Below are 2,707 nucleotides of genomic sequence, written 5' to 3'. Positions count from 1 at the left end.
CAGGGGATCGCCGACTTCCAACCGCGCCACCATCATTTCGACGGCGATCATGGCGTCGTCGACCAGAAGCCCGAGAGCGATGATCAGGGCGCCCAGGGAAATGCGCTGCAGCGAGATTCCGGCATACGCCATCACCACAAACGTAATCGCGAGAACCAGCGGGATCGCGATGGCAACGACGAGTCCGGCGCGAAGGCCGAGGCTCAAGAAGCTGATTCCGAGCACGATGACCACAGCTTCGAACAGGGCTTCCGTGAAGCCTGACACGGCGTGCTCGACCACGACCGGCTGGTCAGCGACGAGATGAACGCCGAGGCCGATCGGCTGCTCGGCGATGATCCTCGACATTTCCTCCTTCAGGGCCTCTCCGAATTTCAGCAGGTTCGCGCCCGACTTCATCCCAATCGCGAGCGCAATGGCGGGCTGCCCGTTGAAGCGAAACAGCGTGGTCGGTGGATCCTCATAACCGCGGGTGATGGTTGCCACGTCTGTCAACGGGAAGAAGCGGTCGTTGACCCCTAGATTGATGGCCTTCAGGCTTTCCTCAGATGTGAATTGACCGTTGACCCGCACGCTGATCCGCTCCGGCCCCTCCTGGAAGACACCTGAGGGGGCGACGGCATTTTGCGCCTGCAGCGAAGAGATGATGGAACGCGTGTCGAGGCCGAGCGCCGCGATTTTCCGGGTCGAAAATTCGAGGAAGATCTTTTCATCCTGCGCGCCGAGAATATCGACCTTGCCGACATTCGGGACGGTCAGGACTTTTGCGCGAATGTCTTCGACCCGATCGCGCAATTGCCGCTGGGTCAAGCCGTCGCTGGTGAAGGCGTAGATGTTGCCGAAGACGTCGCCGAAGCGGTCGTTGAATGCCGGCCCGATCACGCCTTGCGGGAAATCGCCCTTGATATCCGCAATCATGTTGCGGATGCGCGCCCAGGTCGGCGCGACGTCGGCAGCTTTCGTCGTGTCGCGCAGATAGACGAAGACGGTGGTCTGACCCGCAACCGTGACGCTCTTGGTATAGTCGAGCGACTCCAGCTCTTCGAGCTTCTTCTCGATCCTCTCGGTGACCTGGCGGGTCATTTCCTCCGGCGACGCGCCCGGCCATTGCGCCCCGATCACCATGGTCTTGATTGTGAAATCGGGATCTTCCTGCCGCCCCAGCTGCAGGTATGCGAACAGACCGGCCGCCATGAAGGCGAGCATGAAATACCAGACGAGTGAGCGATGCCCCAGTGCCCAGTCGGAAAGGTTGAACGACTTCATGGCGTTGTTTCCTCTTGGATGCGGACCTGTTGTCCTTGTTTGAGGCTGTGGGCTCCGGCAGTCACGATGCGCGCCCCGGCGGTCACACCGCTGGCGACACGGATGCCTCCGTCGTCTTCGGAGAGCTCGACCTTGTGCAGCGAAACCGTGCTCGTTGGGTCGTCGACGACCCAGACGAAAGTATCAGCGCCTTCCTTGAGCACCGCGGATGCGGGCACCCGCAGAGTCCGGCTGTAGGTCCTGCCGAGTCTTGCAGTGATGGTGCTCCCGAGCCGAAAGCCTTCAGGCGGATCACTCAAGGCGATACGAACGCGACGCATGCGCGTCACCGAATCGGCTTGCGGCGCAATTTCGCGAATCCGGCCTCGGACTTGAACGGCAGGAAGCAGTTGCAAGCTGACGGTGAACGGCAAACCGACCGTCAAGGGCACGGGGAAGTCCGCACCGAAATCGACTACAGCCTCGCGGATGTCCGGTCGCGCCACGGTCACGACGCTCTGGCCCGGCGAGACGACTTGTCCCACATCGGCGCTCACGGCCGTGACGACACCCGCGAAATCGGCCTTGACCTGGGCATAACTCAGTTGCTCGATGGCCTTGGTGAGATTTGCGCGGGCGCGGGCGGCAGATGCCTGCGCGCCTGCGCGCACCTGCTCTGCATCATCGAGAGTCTGCTTCGTCGTGGCGTCAGCCTTGATCAGGATCCTTTTCCGCTCCTCGGTCCCGATTGCGTTTTCAAGCAGGGCCTCGGCTTTCGAAAAGTCTGCCCTCGCAGACTGCACGGCGAGCTCGAGGGCAGTGGGATCGATTGCGGCAATCGTCTGCCCTTCGCTCACCAGATCTCCGACATTGACCGGGCGCGCGATGAGGCGTCCCAGTACGCGGAAGCCGAGATTGGTCTGATAGCGCGGCTGGACGGTTCCGACCGCCACGGTGCTGCCAGATGCGGCCGGTTCGATCACGGTGGACAGAACGGGCCGGACAGGCTCCGGGGCCTTCGCCTCCTGTTTGCATCCGGCCACCACCAAGGCCGAAGCGATGGTGCTTGCGACGACAAAATACCGTGTTCTCATGATCGATCCTCGCCAAATGTCACGGGTTGACCAGAGCTCAGCAGCTTGCCTCCGTCGATGACGACGCGGTCTCCGGCCTCGAGCCCTTCCCTGATCTGCACCGTTCCTGCCTCGTAAGCGCCGACAATCACGGGCTTCAGCGACGCTGTCCTGGTCTTGGGGTCGACGATCCAGACCGCGGGCTTCGACCCCACTGCCATCAGGGCGGTCCACGGCACGGTGATCTCGGTTGCGGGTTTCGTCCCGGCGGTGCCCGCGACGGCGCTTCCAAGCGTCATCGCTGCGGGCGGGTTTTGGATCGCGACTTTCACACGAACGGTGAAGCTCTTGGGGTCGACGGCAGGCGATATCTCCCTGACGTGGCCTGT

The 2,707-nt window shown here is 62.4% G+C and carries 3 protein-coding genes; all 3 read right to left on the bottom strand.

Annotated elements, in window-relative coordinates:
• On the bottom strand, positions 1-1,266 hold a 1,266-nt coding region (locus JOY90_RS35460), incomplete at its 3' end, for an efflux RND transporter permease subunit (RefSeq protein WP_291695740.1).
• Entirely contained in the window at positions 1,263-2,339 is a 1,077-nt protein-coding gene (locus JOY90_RS35455) for an efflux RND transporter periplasmic adaptor subunit (RefSeq protein WP_291695739.1), read from the bottom strand. The genes JOY90_RS35455 and JOY90_RS35460, both read right to left, overlap by 4 nt.
• Positions 2,336-2,707, bottom strand: a 372-nt coding sequence (locus tag JOY90_RS35450) for an efflux RND transporter periplasmic adaptor subunit (protein WP_367277033.1), incomplete at its 5' end; no start/stop codon positions are given. The genes JOY90_RS35455 and JOY90_RS35450, both read right to left, overlap by 4 nt.

Origin of the sequence: Bradyrhizobium sp., from assembly GCF_019242285.1 — a bacterium.
Classification (GTDB): domain Bacteria; phylum Pseudomonadota; class Alphaproteobacteria; order Rhizobiales; family Xanthobacteraceae; genus Bradyrhizobium.
Note: the sequence above shows the minus strand (reverse complement) of the source record. Positions and strands in the feature narration are given on the sequence as shown.

What these genes read in the sequence shown, in the direction of transcription:
- JOY90_RS35455 (WP_291695739.1), bottom strand. Translation starts at nt 2,339, where the DNA reads ATGAGAACACGGTATTTTGTCGTCGCAAGCACCATCGCTTCGGCCTTG.